The following is a 15,264-nucleotide window of genomic DNA, read 5'->3' on the forward strand; positions in this document are numbered from 1 at the left end:
GGGAACGATTCTTCATGCCGAACAACAACACATTTCGCCGCGTCGCCAGCCAGGCCGCCGCTGTCGCGCTCGCCTGCGCCGCGCTCGTTTCAACTGCCGCTCACGCGAACAACATCATCGTCCTCAATTCGGGGGAAGCCACGCTGAGCCTCATCGACGACAAAACGCACGAAGTCGTCGGCACGGTGCCCACGGGCAAGGAACCGCATCACCTCTTTCCCACGCCGGACAACACCTCGCTCATCGTCGCGAATTCGGTGTCGAACAACCTGTTGTTCGTCGATCCGAAAACCGGCAAGCCGCAGCGCTGGGTCGAAAACGTCGAAGACCCGTATCAGCTCGGCTTTTCGCCCGACCGAAAATGGTTCGTGACGACGGGCCTGCGCCTCGACCGCCTCGACATCTACAACTACGCGGGCGGCAGCAACATCACGCTGGCGAAGCGCCTGCCGCTCTCGGCCATGCCGAGCCACCTGGCATTCACCAACGACAGCCGCACGGTGTTCGTGTCGCTGCAGGTGTCGGGCGAAATCGCAGCGGTCGATCTGCCGACGCAGAAGGTGCTCTGGAAGATGAAGGTCGGTGCCGCACCGGCCGGCCTGTGGCTCACGCCCGGCGACAAATACCTGCTCGTCGGCATGACGGGCGCCGACTATGTGGCGGTCGTGGACTGGCGCAACCAGAAGGTCGTCAAGACGATCCAGGTGGGCAAGGCCGCGCACAACTTCCGCTCGCTCGCGGACGGGCGCCACGTGCTGGTGTCGAGCCGCGTGGCGAACGTCATCAGCATCATCGACGAGGAAACGCTCGAAAAGACCGGCGAGATCAGCGGTCTGATGCCCGGCCCCGACGACATGGAACTGACCGCGGACAAGCGCTACCTCTGGGTGACGTTCCGCTTCGCGAAGCACATCGGCCTCATCGACATGCAGACGAAAAAGCTCATCAAGACCATCGCCGTGGGCCGCTCGCCGCACGGCATCTACTTCTACGATCGCGCGCCCGTCACGGCGCCGAACGGGGCGTAAGAGACCATAGGATCATGGGACCGGAGGGCGCGTGGACATGGTGGCGTCGGTGCTGGCAGTGATTGCGCATGCGGGGCAGGCCGTCGTTTCGGGTGCGGACGACCTCGTGTCGTGGCTCCAGACGCTCCTCTACGTCAATGCGATCCAGCCCATGCTTTTTCACGCCGGCATGATGGACGTGGACGAGGACACCTACGACGCGCTCTACTGGGTGATCGTGGGTGTGCTCGAAGTGGGCCTGATGTACGCGCTGCTGCGCCCGCTCGAAGCGCTCGTGCCGGCGGAAAAATGGCGCGACCGCAAGGGCGTGGGCGTGGATGCGCTCTACACGTGGGTCACGCGCCTCGGCATTCTGAACCTGCTGTTCTTCTTCACGATGCAGCCGTTCTTCGACCGCGCGCAGAGCGCGCTGCGGCTCATGGGCGTGAAGACCGTGGACCTCGACAATCTCTGGCCGGGCGTGACCACGCAGCCGCTTGTGGCGTTCGCGATCTACCTCGTGGTGCTCGACTTCTTCAGCTACTGGTATCACCGGCTTTCGCATCGCTACGGCATCTGGTGGGAACTGCACGCCGTGCATCACAGCCAGCGCAAGATGTCGCTCTGGTGTGACGACCGCAACCATCTGCTCGACGTGATCGGCCAGTCGTGCATGTTCGCCGCCGTGGCGCTCGTGATCGGCGTGCCGCCCGCGCAGTTCGTGGTGCTCGTGGCGCTCACGAACTTCGTGCAGAGCGTGCAGCACGCCAATATTCGCGTGCATTTCGGCTGGCTCGGCGAGCGGCTCGTGGTGAGCCCGAGTTTTCACCGCCGCCATCACGCCATTGGCTACGGCCACGAAGGCACGCACTACGGCTGCAACTTCGGCGTGCTGTTCCCCTGGTGGGACATGATGTTCGGTAGCGCATCGTTCAATCGCGAAATCGAGCCCACGGGCATTCGCGACCAGCTCGAAGGCGCGCGCTATGGCGAGGGCTTCTGGGCGCAGCAGGGTTATGCGCTCGGCCGCATCGCGCGGCGCCTGCGTTCGCGCTCCCGGCCGGCCACCGTCGCGAAGGCCGAGGCGCGCGACGACGCCACCGTGACCTGAGCGCCGGCGCGGCGCCATATCCCCGTCATCTCACCCGTCTTACCCGCCGTGCGCGCGGTGGTTTATGCTGTCGGCTTGGTCGCCCCGATTTCGTCGACACCGTGCTCTCCACTCATCCCTTTCACCGTATTCCGCTCGCATGAATGATCTGTTGCGCTCGTTCGGACGCGCGCTCGCGAGCGTGTTCCATCCCGCCATGCTGCTCCTCACGTTCGTGCCATTTCTCGCGGCTGCGGCGGTGTGGGGCGCGGTGCTTTACGTGTTCTGGCAGCCGCTGCTCGACCTCATGCGCGGCGCGCTCGCGAACTGGTCGTCCACGGCCTCGCTCTATCATCTTTTCGACGCGCTCGGCTTCGGCTGGCTGCGCGCCACGATCGCGCCGTTTCTGGTCGTCATCCTGACGATTCCGCTCATCGTGATCACGGTCCTGTTGCTGATCGTCGCGATCTCGATGCCGCGCGTGATCAGCCATCTTTCGAAGCGCCAATATTCGATGCTCGAAATGCGGCGCGGCGGCAGTTGGTACGGCAGCCTGTTCTATTCGCTCGTGACGACCCTCGTGTGCCTCGTCGTGATGATTCTGACGCTGCCGCTCTGGCTCATTCCGCCGTTCTTCGCGCTCATTCCCCCGCTGCTCTGGGGTTGGCTCACGTATCGGGTCATGACCTACGACGCGCTCGCGCTGCATGCGAGCGTCGAGGAACGCCGCGCGCTCGTGCGCAGCCACCGCCTGCCGTTGCTCGTGATCGGCGTGGTGAGCGGGCTGCTCGGCTCGTTGCCCACGGCGATCTGGGCCGTCTCTGCGTGGCTGCTGCTGTTTTTCCCGGTGCTGGCGGCGGTAACTATCTGGATCTACGCGTTCATTCTGGTGTTCACGGCGCTCTGGTTCGGACACTACTGCCTGCGCGCGCTGCAGCGCATGCGCGCGCACGAAGTGCAGCGGGCCGCCGGCGACATGACGATCGCGCACTAACCCAGCACAATCCAGCGAGGCGACACATGGCATTTGGCGTCATCATCATCGGCGACGAGATTCTCTCGGGGCGCCGCTCCGACAAGCATCTGCCGAAGGTCATCGAACTGCTCGGCGCGCGCGGGCTTTCGCTCGAGTGGGCGCAGTACGTGGGCGACGATCCCGGGCGCATCACCGAGACGCTGCGACGCTCGTTTGCTTCGGGCGACATCGTGTTTTCGACGGGCGGCATCGGGGCGACGCCGGACGACCATACGCGCCAGTGCGCGGCGGCGGCGCTGGGCGTGCCGCTCGCGTTGCATCCGGACGCCGAGGCGGCGATCCGCGAGCGCATTCGCGACATGCATACGGGCGCCGATCCCGTGAACTTCCAGTCGCCCGAGAATCTGCATCGCTTCCAGATGGGCACGTTCCCGCAAGGCTGCGAGATCATCCCGAACGGCTACAACAAGATTCCGGGCTTTTCGATTCGCGAGCACTACTTCGTGCCGGGCTTTCCCGTCATGGCCTGGCCGATGATCGAGTGGGTGCTCGACACCAGGTACGCGCACCTGCATCACCAGACGCCGCATGCCGAGAAGTCGCTGCTCGTGTTCGAGCTGCCGGAGTCGACGCTCACGCCACTCATGGAGCGCATCGAGCGCGATTTTCCGGGCGTGCGCGTGTTCAGCCTGCCGAGCGTGGGCGATACGGAGCGCGGCGGTATCTACGCGCGCCGGCATATCGATCTGGGTGTGAAAGGCGAGCCCGAGGCCGTGGCGGCCGCCTTCGTGAAGCTGCGCGAGGGCGTGCACGAACTCGGCGGCGATGTAGTCGAGCCGGCTGCGGCCGGGTAAGGGGCGTCCTCCGATCGCTAGCGTCGCGGCGGCCCGCGCGGGCTTTTGAGTCAACGAAGGAAGATGCGCCGTCTACGGCAGGCGGCGCATCATCTGTGTGTCACACGGCGGGCTCAGAGTGGCCCGTCGGGTCGGCGCGGGGTCAGGAGGCTTAGGCGCCGATCCACGGCAGGCCGCGGAAGCACCAGCCGGTGACGGTCTTGCGGTGCCCCTGGCCGTCCTTGTCGCCTTCGAAGCCTTCGAGCAGGTCGTAGGCTTTCGTAAAGCCGGCCTTGGCGGCCTCGATGGCGGCGAGCTTGGAGCGCGCGGCGCTGCGGCACAGGAATAGCACGGGCGCGTCGGCTTCCACGGCGCTCTTGAGCTGGGTCAGGAACTCGGCGTTGGGCACGCCGCCCGGATAGCGGGTCCATTCGACGTGCGAATACTGGCCGTCGCCCACCACGGGACGGCCGACCCAGTCGAGTTCGGCGCGCGTGCGCACGTCGACGAGGCGCGCGCGCGGGTCGAGCTGCAGAAGCTCGAATGCCTCTGCGGGCGACACCGCGCCCGCGTAGGGCAACTGGTTCTCGACGCGGCGCTTCTCGGCCTGGGCGTACAACTGTTCGAGCGTACTCATGACAACGGATCTCCTGTTTCGCGTTGGGCCAAAAAACCATTCTAGCGCGTGGGGACGGAGCCGGTGGCCCGCTCGGGACAAGGCAGAATCACCGGACGTGTCTTGACCGTCATGCATTGAATTGGTGCGTAGAAAGTGTTTTGCACCATAATGGAGAAAGTTTCGCGCGCCAAATTCGGGATTGCACGAACTTGGTGCCGATGAGCCGCGAGGGTCGCGGCTCCGCCAAGGCGCAGCGCACGATTTTCGAGTGCAAGTGCGCGTCGCCAAAGGGTTTTGCGCCACGTTGGCGCATGCATGGCACGGATGCTGCTTTATACGTCGCGATCGATTCGCAGCCGGCCAGCCGGGGTCAGCGGGACAGACCTGGAAGGAGGCGGCCGGCGGGGATCAACAAGATTGGGACGGCGGCAGCGTTCGCCGAAATCGTTAATCAGGAGAATAGGTTATGAGTAAATCCGTGGCCGACGTCATGCAGCTCGTCAAGGACGAAGACGTCAAGTTTGTCGACTTCCGCTTCACGGACACGCGCGGCAAGGAGCAACACGTCTCGGTTCCGCTGTCGGCTTTCGAAGAAGACAAGTTCGAGTCGGGTCATGCGTTCGACGGTTCGTCGATCGCCGGCTGGAAGGGCATCGAAGCTTCGGACATGCTGCTCGTGCCGGATCCGAACACGGCGTTCATCGACCCGTTCTACGAAGAATCGACGCTCGTGCTGACCTGCGACGTGGTCGAGCCGGCCGACGGCAAGGGCTACGAGCGCGACCCGCGCTCGCTCGCCAAGCGCGCGGAAGCCTATCTGAAGAGCACGGGCCTCGGCGACACCGCCTTCTTCGGTCCGGAGCCGGAATTCTTCATTTTCGATTCGGTCCAGTGGAACACGGACCAGTCGGGCTGCTTCGTGAAGATCGGTTCGGATGAAGCACCGTGGTCGTCGGGCCGCGAAATCGAAGGCGGCAATACGGGTCACCGTCCGGGCACGAAGGGCGGCTACTTCCCGGTTGCGCCGGTCGACACGTTCCAGGACATCCGCTCGGAAATGTGTCTGCTGCTCGAACAGATCGGCATTCCGGTCGAAGTGCACCACCACGAAGTGGCGGGCCAGGGCCAGAACGAAATCGGCACGAAGTTCTCGACGCTGGTGCAGCGCGCGGACTGGACGCAGCAACTGAAGTACATCGTCCACAACGTGGCGCACACGTACGGCAAGACGGCGACGTTCATGCCGAAGCCGGTCGTCGGCGACAACGGTTCGGGCATGCACGTTCACCAGTCGATCTGGAAGGACGGCCAGAACCTGTTCGCGGGTAACGGCTACGCAGGTCTCTCGGAATTCGCGTTGTTCTACATCGGCGGCATCATCAAGCACGCTCGCGCGCTGAACGCCATCACGAACCCGGGCACGAACTCGTACAAGCGTCTCGTTCCGCACTTCGAAGCACCGGTCAAGCTCGCTTACTCGGCACGCAACCGCTCGGCGTCGATCCGTATTCCGCACGTGTCGAACCCGAAGGGCCGCCGTATCGAAACGCGTTTCCCGGATCCGCTCGCCAATCCGTACCTGTGCTTCTCGGCACTGATGATGGCGGGTCTGGACGGCGTGCAGAACAAGATCCACCCGGGCGAAGCCGCCGACAAGAACCTGTACGACCTGCCGCCGGAAGAGGATGCAAAGATCCCGACCGTGTGCGCCGGCCTCGACCAGGCGCTCGAAGCGCTCGACCAGGATCGCGAGTTCCTGACGCGCGGCGGTGTGTTCACCGACGGCATGATCGACGCGTACCTCGCGCTGAAGGAAAGCGAACTGCAACGCGTGCGTATGACCACGCACCCGGTCGAGTTCGAACTGTACTACTCGCTGTAACCGGCGATGGCGCTTCGCTGGATTGACCGCAGCGAAGCGCCGGTACTGACGATTCGCAGGATGTCTGGCGAAGATCTCGAAGGGACGGCGGTGCCGTCCCTTTTTCGTTGCGCCGCTTTGTCGATTAACGACCAGGACTGCTGCTGGCGCGCCGCATGGCGGCCGGCCTGAAACATGGTGCTCAAGAATCTGATCAAGGCAAGAAAGGGCCACGCCGAACCGCTCTCCGACGACGCGCCGCTCGTCGAGTCGGGCCTCTTGCCCGGCTTCGAGGCGCTGCCCACTGTCGTGCTCGTGCTCGACAAGCGCACGCTGCGCGTCGCTTTCGCGAATCCTTCGGCGGAGGCGATGCTCGATCTTTCGCGCCGTCAACTCGCGCAGATGGCGTGGTCCGATCTTTTCTCGAACGCGGCCGAGTTGCTGTCGACGATCGCATCGATCGCCGAGCATCGCTTTCATGCGACGCGGCTCGACGCTTCGCTGGAACGCCCCGGCCGCGAGCCGCTGAACGTGCACGTGGTCGTGGGCTTTCTCGAAAGCGCACCCGACTACGTCCTGCTCGAACTCTTCGAGAACGAGCGGCACCTGCGCAGCGACCGCGAGGAGCGCATTCACGACCTCACGGCCGTGAACAAGCATCTGATCCGCAATCTCGCGCACGAGATCAAGAACCCGCTCGGCGGCATTCGCGGCGCCGCGCAACTGCTCGAATTCGAACTCGGCGCGCTGGAGCGCGACGAACTGCGCGAATACACGCAGGTGATCATCAAGGAGTCGGACCGGCTGCAGACGCTCGTGGACCGGCTGCTGGAGCCGCACCGACATCCGCATATTGTCGGCGACGTGAATATTCACGAGGTGTGCGAGCGCGTGCGCGCCGTGATTCTCGCGGAATTCCCGCGCGGCCTCACGATCGAGCGCGACTACGACGTGAGCGTGCCCGACCTGCGCGGCGACAAGGAGCAACTGATCCAGGCACTCCTGAATATCGTGCGCAACGCGGCGCAGGCGCTGCGCGAACGCATTTCGCAGGGCGATGCGCGCATCGAATTACGCACGCGCGTTGCGCGCAAGGTCACGATTTCCAAACGTTTGTGCAAGCTGGCATTGGACTTGCATATCACCGACAACGGACCCGGCATTCCCGAGGATATTCGCGACCGCATCTTTTATCCGCTCGTCTCCGGGCGCGAGGATGGCAGCGGTCTCGGCCTCACGCTCGCGCAGACGTTCGTCCAGCAGCACGACGGACTCATCGAAGTGGACAGCCGGCGGGGTCACACCGAGTTTCAGATTCTGTTGCCGCTAGATAACTGAAGCTGTTTATAGATTCACCGATACCGCACGCCACCAGGACTTCTGACCGATCTTATGAAGCCGATCTGGATAGTAGACGACGACCAATCGATACGCTGGGTGCTCGAAAAGGCCCTTGCCCGCGAAAACTTCGCGACCCGCAGCTTTGCGAACGTGCGCGAGGCCGCGAGCGCGCTCGATCACGACAGCCCTCAGGTGCTCGTCTCCGACATCCGCATGCCGGGCGGCTCGGGGCTCGAGCTGCTGCAGACCGTGCGCGAGCGCGTGCCGGGCTTGCCCGTCATCATCATGACGGCGTTCTCGGACCTCGACAGCGCCGTCGCCGCCTTTCAGGGCGGGGCATTCGAGTATCTCGCCAAGCCCTTCGACGTCGACAAGGCCGTCGAACTGATTCGCCGCGCCGTGGACGAAAGCATGCGCGGCGAGCAGCAGTGGGACGAGCGTCCCGCCGAAGCGCCCGAGATGCTCGGCCAGGCGCCGGCCATGCAGGACATGTTCCGCGCCATCGGGCGGCTGTCGCATTCGGCGGCGACCGTGCTCATCACGGGCGAGTCCGGCACCGGAAAGGAGCTTGTCGCGCGCGCCTTGCACCGGCATAGCCCACGCGCGAACGGTCCGTTCATCGCACTGAACACCGCGGCCATTCCGAAGGATCTTCTGGAATCCGAACTGTTCGGCCACGAGCGCGGCGCGTTCACGGGCGCGCAGGCGATGCGCCAGGGGCGTTTCGAACAGGCCGAGAACGGCACGCTGTTCCTCGACGAAATCGGCGACATGCCATTCGATCTGCAAACGCGTCTCTTGCGCGTGCTGTCGGATGGGCAGTTCTACCGCGTGGGCGGACACAATCCGCTGCGTGCGAACGTGCGCGTGATCGCGGCGACGCACCAGAACCTCGAAACGCGCGTGCGCCAGGGGCTCTTTCGCGAGGACCTGTATCACCGGCTCAACGTGATTCGTCTGCGTCTGCCGGCGCTGCGCGAGCGCAGCGAGGACATTCCGTTGCTCACGCGTCACTTCCTCCAGAAAAGCGCGCGCGAACTAGGCGTGGAGCCCAAGCGCGTTTCGGACGAGGCGCTTGCCTGGATGTCCGCGCTGCCGTTTCCTGGTAACGTGCGCCAGCTCGAGAATCTCGCGAACTGGCTCACGGTGATGGCGCCCGCGCAGACCATCGAGATCAAGGATCTGCCGCCTGATCTCGTGCCCGCGCATGGCTCGTCGGGCGCGGCGGTGCATCTCGCCGATGTTTCGGTTGGGGCCGAAGCGGGCGCCGTGACGCATGGCGCGGGCGGCGTGTCGCATGGCGGCGGGGGCGTGGCGGGCGCGGTCTTGCCCGGGGCGCCCGGCGGTGTCGCGGGCGGCGTGGTGTTCGGGACACCGGCGTTCGGCGCGGCCAACGGCGTCGCCACTGCCGCCGTCTCGCCGCTGAGCGTGTGGGAGAGCGGTCTGCGCACGGAAGTCGCGCGTTTGCTGCGCGAGAACAGCGCCGACGTCATGGACGAACTCTCGCGGCGCTTCGAAGCCGCCGTGATCCGCGAGGCGCTCGACTTCACGCGCGGGCGCAAGGTCGAAGCCGCCGAGCGTCTTGGCATCGGCCGCAACACCATCACGCGCAAGATCCAGGAACTCAATCTGGAATGAGCGTTTGAGGGCGAAGCGCATCGGGTCGCCGGCCCGATGTGCGGTGCGCCTGCGCGCGCACAGGGCATAATCGACGCTGTTTTCCTGTCGACGACCGATCATGCCCGTGACTTCTCCCTGGCCCGCCGAGGCCGACCCGTTCCTTTCGCTCGAATCGCTCGACGATCCCGCCGTGATGGCGTGGGTCGAGTCGCAGAACGCGCGCACGCGCGCCGCGTGGCAAGGCGGCGCGCGTTTCGAGGCGCTCGAAAAGCGCCTCGCGCAGGCTTACTTGCCGCGCGAGCGGCCCGTGATCCCGAGCCGCTGGCAGGAGTGGGCCTACGATCTCTGGGAGGACGAGGACAATCCCAAGGGCTTGTGGCGCCGCGCGCTGTGGGCCGACTGGCGCGCTCACAAGCCGCAGTGGCAAACGCTTGTCGACTTCGACGCGCTCGGCGCGAAAGAGGGCATGCCCTGGGTGTGCGCGGGCATCGACATTCTCTATCCGGACGGCGACCGCGCGCTGATCCAGCTTTCCGATGGTGGCTCCGATGCGGTGATCGTGCGCGAGTTCGACATCGAGAAGCGCGAATTCCTCGCCGATGGTTTCGCCATTGCGAAGGAAGGCAAGCACATCATTTCGTGGATCGACCGCGATACCGTGTATCTCGGGTGGGACGCGGGCGGCAGGAGCGGCAAGAAGATGCTCACGCGCTCGGGTTATCCGCGCGAGGTGCGCCGCTGGACGCGCGGCACGGCGCTCGCCGACGCGCCCGTGGTGTTCAGCGGCGAGTTCGACGACATCAGCGTGGAGGGCGATTACGACCCGGTCGAGAAGCGCCACGACGTGGTGCGCAGCGTCGACTTCTTCGATTCATATACTTATCGTCTGGATGCGCACGGCGACTGGCAGGTGTACGACGTGCCGACGCATGTGTCGGTCGGGGCCTGGCATGGCTGGCTGCTGCTCGAGCCGCGCCTCGACTGGACCATTGCGGGCGTGACGTATGAGGGCGGCGCGTTGCTCGCCATCCGCGAAGAGGCTTTTCTAGCGGGCGATCGCGCGTTCACGGCGCTGTTCACGCCCACGCCGGTCACGTCGGCGTGCGACTGGACCAATACGCTGAACGTCTTGATCGTCTCCTGGCTCGACGATGTCGAGAGCCGCACGATGCTCTGGCTGCCGCAGCAGGAAGAGGGCGCATGGCGCTGGGAATCGCGCGTGTTTCCCACGCGTGCGAGTTCGCAGGTGGATGTCTCGCCGATCGAAGACACGCTCAACGACGAGGTATTCGTCGACGTGGACGATTACCTGCAGCCGCCCGAATACTGGCTCGCCGATCTCGCGCAAACCGATCTCCAGCAGTGGGAATTGCTCGACCGCTGGCCCACGCAGTTCGATTCCGGGCCGCTCACGGTGATCCGTGCTCATGCGCGCTCGGCCGACGGCACGAGCGTACCGTTTACCGTCATCGGCCCGAAGGCCGTGCTCGAAGGCGAATCGCGCAAGGCGTCGCCGTGCCTGCTCACGGGCTACGGCGGTTTTGCCATCGCGCTCACGCCGCAATATCTCGTGGGCTCGGGCATCGGCTGGCTGGAGCAGGGCGGCGTGGTGGCGATCGCGCACATTCGCGGCGGCGGCGAGTATGGCACGGCCTGGCACGTCGAGGCGCAGCGCGAGCATCGTCAGCGCTCGTTCGACGACTTCATCGCCGTGGCCGAACAACTGATCGCAGATGGCTATACGAGCGCGAGGCAACTGGGCATCAAGGGCGGCAGCAACGGCGGACTGCTCGTGGGCGCGTGCATGGTGCAGCGTCCCGAACTGTTCGGTGCGGTGGTGTGCGAAGTGCCGTTACTCGACATGCAGCGTTATCCGCTGTTGCATGCGGGCGCGTCGTGGATCGACGAGTACGGCGATCCTGAGGATACCGAAGAATCGCGCGCGCTTGCCGCTTATTCGCCTTACCATCGTGTGAAGCCGGGCGTTGCGTATCCGCCGTCGCTGTTCACGACTTCGACGAGCGACGACCGCGTGCACCCCTCGCACGCGCGCAAGATGGTCGCGCGCATGGAGAAGCAGGGGCACGCGAACGTCTGGTATCTGGAGAACACCGAAGGCGGACATGGCCCGGGCAGCGATTCGCTCGAACGCGCCGAGTACGACGCGCTCGTCTATCGCTTTTTGTGGACCACGCTCGCGGGGAACTGGTAAGGCGCGCGTTCAGCCCACGATATCGAGCGTGGCGATCACCGGCGTGTGATCGGACGGCTGCTCCCACTTGCGCGGCACCTTGTCCACTTCGCATGCGGTGAGGTGCCCGGCAAGCGCGGGCGAGAGCAGGATGTGATCGATGCGCAGGCCCGCGTTGCGGCGGAAAGCGAACATGCGGTAATCCCACCACGTGAAGAGTTTGTCGGGTTGCTCGAACTGGCGGAACGCATCGACGAAACCCAGTTCGATCAGTCGGCGAAACTGCGCGCGTTCTTCGGGCGAGACGAGATTCTGGCCTTCCCAGGCCTTCGGATCGTGCACGTCGCGGTCTTCGGGCGCGATGTTGTAATCGCCGAGCAGCGCGAGCCTGGGGTAGCGCTGCATCTCCTGCGCGAGCCAGTCGTGCATGGCGTCGAGCCATTGCAGCTTGTACGCGAACTTTTCGGTGCCGGGCGCCTGGCCGTTCGGGAAGTACGCGCTTACCACGCGCACGTCGCCTATGGTCGCGGCGATCACGCGCTGCTGCGGATCTTCGAAACCGGGAATGTTGCGCACGATCGTGGCTTCATCGACGAAGAGTCCTTCGCGCACGAGAATGCCCACGCCGTTATAGGTCTTCTGGCCCGCGAACCAACTGCGATAGCCGTGCGCCGCGAGATCGGCGCGGGGGAATTTGTCGTCGGTGAGCTTCAGTTCCTGGAGACAGAGCACGTCGGTCTTGCTCTCGTTGAGCCAGTCGATGACGTGCTGCAAACGGACCTTGAGGGAATTGACGTTCCAGGTAGCGATTTTCATGTGAGGCTCGATAGGATGACGGTGTGCTTTCCGGGCACTTCGGCGCCATTATCGCCTGCTTCGCGAAACGGGCGGCAGTGGCCTTGCCTCGAAGTCGCTAGTGGACGCCCGGTTTCAGGTATCGTGGACCTCGCCGCGCGTGAGCCAGGCCGCGCGAATTCACATAAAGGAGACATGATGGGCGACGTCAAGGTGCAATTCCTGTTCGACTTCGGCAGTCCTAACGCATACCTGTGCCATCGGGTGATCGGCGGCATCGAAGCGCGCCAGCAAGTGCGTTTCGAGTACGTGCCGATCCTGCTTGGCGGACTGTTCAAGCTGAGCGGCAATCGCTCGCCCGGCGAGGCGTTCGCGGGTATCGAGAACAAGCAGAAGTTCATGATGCTGGAGATGCGGCGCTTCATCGAGCGGCATGGGCTCACGGCGTATCGGCGCAATCCGCATTTTCCGGTGAGTACGCTGCAGATCATGCGCGGCGCGATTGCGGCGCAGCGCAATGGCACGTTCGAGCGCTACGTCGACCGCATGTTCGCGCACATGTGGGAAGAGGGCCTCAAGATGGACGATGCCGCCGTGATCCGCGCGGCGCTGGAGGCGGACGGTCTCGACGCCGCGGCATTCGAAACGGCGATCCAGGACGCCGATGTGAAAGCCGCGCTGCTGGCGAACACGCAGTCGGCGTTCGAGCGCGGCGCGTTCGGCTCGCCCACGTTTTTCGTCGGCGAGGAAATGTACTTCGGCAAGGACCAGTTGCGCGATGTCGAAGAGGAAATCGCGCGGGTGAAGTCGCGCGCGTAGGGCGCGCTTCATAACGAGGCGAGGCGGGCGCGACGTCGTCGCTCCTGCCTCGCGCTACGCATCAAAGCGCGGCCTGCTCCTCGGCTTGCGGTGCGGCGACCACGGCCAGACGCACGCGCGCCGCCTCGTATTCGCGCTTCAAACGCGCAATGAGTTCGGCGGCCGGCAGAACGCTTTTCACCGCGCCGATGCCTTGGCCCGAGCCCCAGATGTCCTTCCACGGCTTCACGCGCGTCGAGCCGAAATTCATCGCCGACGGGTCCGATTGCGGCAGCGCTTCCGGGTCGAGGCCGCTCGCGACGATGCTCTGGCGCAGATAGTTTCCGTGCACGCCCGTGAAAAGATTCGAGTAGACGATGTCGCCCGCGCCGCCTTCGACGATCATCTGCTTGTACGCGTCGACGGCATTCGCTTCGTGCGTGGCGATGAACGCCGAGCCGATATACGCGAGATCGGCGCCTGCCGCCTGCGCGGCGAGAATCGCATTGCCGTTGCCGATCGCGCCCGAAAGCAGCAGCGGGCCGTCGAACCATTCGCGAATCTCGTGGATGAGCGCGAACGGCGAGAGCGTGCCCGCATGGCCGCCCGCACCGGCGGCGACGGCGATCAGCCCGTCGGCGCCTTTTTCGATGGCCTTCTTCGCGAACGTGTTGTTGATGACGTCGTGCAGCACGATGCCGCCCCATGCGTGGATCGCATGGTTGACCTCTTCGCGCGCGCCGAGCGACGTGATGACGATCGGCACCTTGTATTGCGCGCACACGCCGAGGTCGTGCTCGAGGCGGTCGTTCGACTTGTGCACGATCTGGTTCACGGCGAAGGGCGCAGCCGGCGCGTCGGGATGCTTCGCGTTGTATTCGGCGAGCTCGGTGGTAATGCGGTCCAGCCACTCGCCAAGCACGTGCTCGGGCCGCGCATTGAGCGCCGGGAACGAGCCGACGACGCCTGCCTTACACTGGGCAATCACGAGATCGGGATTCGAAATGATGAAGAGGGGCGAGCCGACGACCGGGATCGACAGGCCGCGGCGCAGCACGGCGGGCAGGGACATCCATATCTCCTTGACTGGAGCGGCGGCCAGGAGCGGCGGCCGCTGCGTGTTTTGTTGCGTGATTCGTTGCGCCGGCGTGAGCGCCGGCTGGCAGGCCTAAACATAGCAAAGCCATCCAAACTATGCAACCAGTTGCATAGGGGGATAATTCGGTCCGCAACGCTTCCGGGGGCGGGCGGGGCGTGGTTTAGAATCGCCGCATGTCGACGCCGCACGCCATCCTCATCGCCTTGCTGGAAAAGCCTTCGTCGGGCTACGACCTCGCGCGCCGCTTCGACCGCGCCATCGGCTACTTCTGGCACGCCACGCATCAGCAGATCTATCGCGAACTGGGCCGCATGGTCGAGGCAGGGTGGGTGTCGGTCATCGAGGACGAGACGGCGGCCGTGTCGCGCAAGAAGGTGTATTGCGTGTTGCCGGTGGGACGCGAGGAGGTGTCGCGCTGGGTGCGCGAAACGGCGCTCGACCTCGACTCGCGGAACGTGTTCCTGCTCAAACTGCGCGCCGATGCCGTGATCGGGCCGCTCGGCCTCGCGCAGGAGCTTGCGCGGCTCATCGAAGAAAATCGCGCGCGGCTCGCGACGTATCGCGAGATCGAACAGCGCGATTTTGGAGCGGCTTCGCTCACGCGCGGGCAGCAGTTGCAGTATGCGATTCTCCAGGCGGGCATCCGCACGCAGGAGATGTGGCTTGCCTGGGCGCAGGAGCTGCAGCCGCTCGTGGAATCCTCGCTGACGTAGGGAGATTCGACGGGATGTTTCAATCGCGTGAAAAAGATGTTTGACGGAATGGTCCTGGTCCCTTATAATTCTTTTCTCTGACGGACGCGGGGTGGAGCAGTCTGGCAGCTCGTCGGGCTCATAACCCGAAGGTCGTAGGTTCAAATCCTACCCCCGCAACCAGTAGCAGATAGCAGCAAGGCATTCGTGCCAAACATAAACCCGCTCCGAGCGGGTTTTTTGTTGTCCGTCGATCCGGGACGCCCCCCACGCTGGGCTCATCTCCCATCTTCCACGCTCAATCGAGCACTTCGAATTCGCTCGCCGTTGGCGGCGAATCGT

At 64.7% G+C, this 15,264-nt stretch carries 13 protein-coding genes and 1 tRNA gene; 11 read left to right on the forward strand and 3 right to left on the reverse strand.

Annotation, left to right across the window (positions count from 1 at the left end; genetic code table 11):
- The first annotated feature begins 14 nt into the window (after positions 1-14).
- From U5768_RS07215 to U5768_RS07230, 4 genes are all read left to right on the forward strand, one after another.
- Entirely contained in the window at positions 15-1,028 is a 1,014-nt protein-coding gene (locus tag U5768_RS07215) for a beta-propeller fold lactonase family protein (protein ID WP_322029709.1), read from the forward strand.
- Positions 1,029-1,065: 37 nt separating this feature from the next.
- Positions 1,066-2,118: a sterol desaturase family protein gene (locus U5768_RS07220; protein ID WP_322030054.1), complete on the forward strand. Its 1,053-nt coding sequence runs from the start codon at positions 1,066-1,068 to the stop codon at positions 2,116-2,118.
- Positions 2,119-2,257: 139 nt separating this feature from the next.
- A complete protein-coding gene (locus tag U5768_RS07225) occupies positions 2,258-3,091 on the forward strand; it encodes an EI24 domain-containing protein (protein ID WP_322029710.1) in 834 nt (277 codons plus the stop codon).
- 26 nt (positions 3,092-3,117) lie between these two features.
- Positions 3,118-3,927, forward strand: a complete 810-nt coding sequence (locus U5768_RS07230) for a competence/damage-inducible protein A (protein ID WP_322029711.1) — start codon at positions 3,118-3,120, stop codon at positions 3,925-3,927.
- Positions 3,928-4,078: 151 nt separating this feature from the next.
- Here U5768_RS07230 and U5768_RS07235 read toward each other — a convergent pair whose 3' ends face one another.
- Entirely contained in the window at positions 4,079-4,543 is a 465-nt protein-coding gene (locus tag U5768_RS07235; RefSeq protein ID WP_133181498.1) for a rhodanese-like domain-containing protein, read from the reverse strand.
- Positions 4,544-4,991: 448 nt separating this feature from the next.
- Here U5768_RS07235 and glnA point away from each other — a divergent pair, with 448 nt between their 5' ends.
- The 4 genes from glnA (at position 4,992) to U5768_RS07255 (ending at position 11,559) form a co-directional block, all read left to right on the forward strand.
- Positions 4,992-6,407 (forward strand): type I glutamate--ammonia ligase, encoded by a 1,416-nt coding sequence (glnA, locus tag U5768_RS07240; RefSeq protein ID WP_322029712.1) that lies wholly within the window; start codon positions 4,992-4,994, stop codon positions 6,405-6,407.
- A gap of 174 nt (positions 6,408-6,581) precedes the next feature.
- Complete coding sequence (gene glnL / locus U5768_RS07245) at positions 6,582-7,724, forward strand: nitrogen regulation protein NR(II) (protein ID WP_322029713.1); 1,143 nt, start codon at positions 6,582-6,584, stop codon at positions 7,722-7,724.
- A 54-nt stretch (positions 7,725-7,778) separates the two neighbouring features.
- Positions 7,779-9,365 carry a nitrogen regulation protein NR(I) gene (gene ntrC / locus U5768_RS07250; protein ID WP_322029714.1) on the forward strand — a complete coding sequence of 529 codons (1,587 nt, stop codon included), beginning with the start codon at positions 7,779-7,781 and terminating at the stop codon, positions 9,363-9,365.
- Between the two features lie 100 nt (positions 9,366-9,465).
- Positions 9,466-11,559 carry a prolyl oligopeptidase family serine peptidase gene (locus U5768_RS07255; RefSeq protein ID WP_322029715.1) on the forward strand — a complete coding sequence of 698 codons (2,094 nt, stop codon included), beginning with the start codon at positions 9,466-9,468 and terminating at the stop codon, positions 11,557-11,559.
- Between the two features lie 9 nt (positions 11,560-11,568).
- On the opposite strand, the gene xth is transcribed toward U5768_RS07255, so the two are convergent.
- A complete protein-coding gene (gene xth / locus U5768_RS07260; RefSeq protein ID WP_322029716.1) occupies positions 11,569-12,354 on the reverse strand; it encodes an exodeoxyribonuclease III in 786 nt (261 codons plus the stop codon).
- A 177-nt stretch (positions 12,355-12,531) separates the two neighbouring features.
- Here xth and U5768_RS07265 point away from each other — a divergent pair, with 177 nt between their 5' ends.
- Positions 12,532-13,152: a 2-hydroxychromene-2-carboxylate isomerase gene (locus U5768_RS07265; RefSeq protein ID WP_322029717.1), complete on the forward strand. Its 621-nt coding sequence runs from the start codon at positions 12,532-12,534 to the stop codon at positions 13,150-13,152.
- A 61-nt stretch (positions 13,153-13,213) separates the two neighbouring features.
- Here U5768_RS07265 and U5768_RS07270 read toward each other — a convergent pair whose 3' ends face one another.
- Positions 13,214-14,203 (reverse strand): nitronate monooxygenase family protein, encoded by a 990-nt coding sequence (locus tag U5768_RS07270; RefSeq protein ID WP_322029718.1) that lies wholly within the window; start codon positions 14,201-14,203, stop codon positions 13,214-13,216.
- A 200-nt stretch (positions 14,204-14,403) separates the two neighbouring features.
- Here U5768_RS07270 and U5768_RS07275 point away from each other — a divergent pair, with 200 nt between their 5' ends.
- Both U5768_RS07275 and U5768_RS07280 read left to right on the forward strand, forming a co-directional pair.
- Positions 14,404-14,943, forward strand: coding sequence for a PadR family transcriptional regulator (locus U5768_RS07275; protein ID WP_322029719.1), 540 nt, complete (start codon positions 14,404-14,406; stop codon positions 14,941-14,943).
- Between the two features lie 85 nt (positions 14,944-15,028).
- Positions 15,029-15,105 (forward strand) — tRNA-Met (locus U5768_RS07280).
- The last annotated feature ends 159 nt before the right edge of the window (positions 15,106-15,264 follow it).

Origin of the sequence: Paraburkholderia sp. J76, assembly GCF_905220295.1 — a bacterium.
Classification (GTDB): Bacteria; Pseudomonadota; Gammaproteobacteria; order Burkholderiales; family Burkholderiaceae; genus Paraburkholderia.

Bases quoted from the DNA above. Each gene is read 5' to 3' on its own strand.
- U5768_RS07275 (WP_322029719.1), top strand. From the start codon at position 14,404: ATGTCGACGCCGCACGCCATCCTCATCGCCTTGCTGGAAAAGCCTTCG.
- xth (WP_322029716.1), bottom strand. From the start codon at position 12,354: ATGAAAATCGCTACCTGGAACGTCAATTCCCTCAAGGTCCGTTTGCAG.
- U5768_RS07235 (WP_133181498.1), bottom strand. From the start codon at position 4,543: ATGAGTACGCTCGAACAGTTGTACGCCCAGGCCGAGAAGCGCCGCGTC.
- ntrC (WP_322029714.1), top strand. From the start codon at position 7,779: ATGAAGCCGATCTGGATAGTAGACGACGACCAATCGATACGCTGGGTG.
- U5768_RS07220 (WP_322030054.1), top strand. From the start codon at position 1,066: ATGGTGGCGTCGGTGCTGGCAGTGATTGCGCATGCGGGGCAGGCCGTC.
- U5768_RS07230 (WP_322029711.1), top strand. From the start codon at position 3,118: ATGGCATTTGGCGTCATCATCATCGGCGACGAGATTCTCTCGGGGCGC.
- U5768_RS07225 (WP_322029710.1), top strand. From the start codon at position 2,258: ATGAATGATCTGTTGCGCTCGTTCGGACGCGCGCTCGCGAGCGTGTTC.
- U5768_RS07255 (WP_322029715.1), top strand. From the start codon at position 9,466: ATGCCCGTGACTTCTCCCTGGCCCGCCGAGGCCGACCCGTTCCTTTCG.
- glnL (WP_322029713.1), top strand. From the start codon at position 6,582: ATGGTGCTCAAGAATCTGATCAAGGCAAGAAAGGGCCACGCCGAACCG.
- U5768_RS07270 (WP_322029718.1), bottom strand. From the start codon at position 14,203: ATGTCCCTGCCCGCCGTGCTGCGCCGCGGCCTGTCGATCCCGGTCGTC.
- U5768_RS07265 (WP_322029717.1), top strand. From the start codon at position 12,532: ATGGGCGACGTCAAGGTGCAATTCCTGTTCGACTTCGGCAGTCCTAAC.
- glnA (WP_322029712.1), top strand. From the start codon at position 4,992: ATGAGTAAATCCGTGGCCGACGTCATGCAGCTCGTCAAGGACGAAGAC.
- U5768_RS07215 (WP_322029709.1), top strand. From the start codon at position 15: ATGCCGAACAACAACACATTTCGCCGCGTCGCCAGCCAGGCCGCCGCT.